Origin of the sequence: Microbacterium sp. AISO3 (genome assembly GCF_002204305.1) — a bacterium.
In the GTDB taxonomy this organism is placed as follows: domain Bacteria; phylum Actinomycetota; class Actinomycetes; order Actinomycetales; family Microbacteriaceae; genus Microbacterium; species Microbacterium arborescens.
Genome location: NZ_NHRF01000035.1, coordinates 1 through 663 on the forward strand (window position 1 = coordinate 1; position 663 = coordinate 663).

General features: G+C 48.3%; 2 protein-coding genes and 1 pseudogene. All 3 read right to left on the bottom strand.

Features of this window, described 5'->3' with window-relative positions; all coding sequences use genetic code 11:
- Positions 1-109 (bottom strand): annotated as a pseudogene (locus CBF90_RS18920) (serine/threonine protein phosphatase); the annotation flags it as partial.
- On the bottom strand, positions 87-293 hold the full coding sequence (locus tag CBF90_RS16165; RefSeq protein WP_002901791.1) for a phage NinH family protein: 207 nt from the start codon (positions 291-293) through the stop codon (positions 87-89). The pseudogene CBF90_RS18920 and the gene CBF90_RS16165, both read right to left, overlap by 23 nt.
- Positions 290-663 (bottom strand): recombination protein NinG (locus CBF90_RS16170; RefSeq protein ID WP_172407879.1); only part of this gene is annotated, 374 nt, incomplete at its 5' end. The genes CBF90_RS16165 and CBF90_RS16170, both read right to left, overlap by 4 nt.

A 663-nucleotide genomic window follows, 5' to 3' on the forward strand; every position in this document is an offset into this window, starting at 1 on the left:
ATCCAATCGTATCCAGTTTGTTCATCAGGTTCGTGTAGCATCCGTGCAGATCGCCAACTACCCAAATATTTCGGTATTTGCTGCCATCAATTTTTTCGTAATAGCGCATCTCTTTCACTCCATCCGCGATGAACCATGAGAACGTCGTTGACGATGGCGTGCATTTTCCCGTCTTTATCATCAACGTATTTTCTGACCGTACCGCGACTACATTTCAGTCTGCGTGCTACTTCTGTCTGATTTCCGTATGTTTCAACGAGCATGTCTGGAATGGTTTTTACTGAGAACGTCATGCGGCCTCACTTCTGCTATTTCGCAGGTCTTTGAGTTTCTGTTGGTACTCTGCCTTGATCGCCTTGCACTCTTCGATAGTCCAGCGATGGCGGTTATGGTTTGATTCGATTTCGTCTACTGCTTCCTGCCCGATGCGGCTAATCAGTTCGACGCGATACGGAACGAGATTTCCGCTTTTGTGCTGGTTGCACACCACGCATTGCTTGTGAATATTGCGTTCATTAAATCGGAGTTGAGGTGCCGCAGCAGTTGTCCGGTAATGTCCGGCATCCCACTGAGCAGACGTGAGCGTTCCGCACGAGATACATGGTAAGTCGCGGTCTCTTTCTCTGATGAAGGCGTTTACGGCTTGTTGGGCTTGTTTAATCC

Coding starts and splice junctions, on each gene's coding strand:
- CBF90_RS16165 (WP_002901791.1), bottom strand. CDS start 293: ATGACGTTCTCAGTAAAAACCATTCCAGACATGCTCGTTGAAACATAC.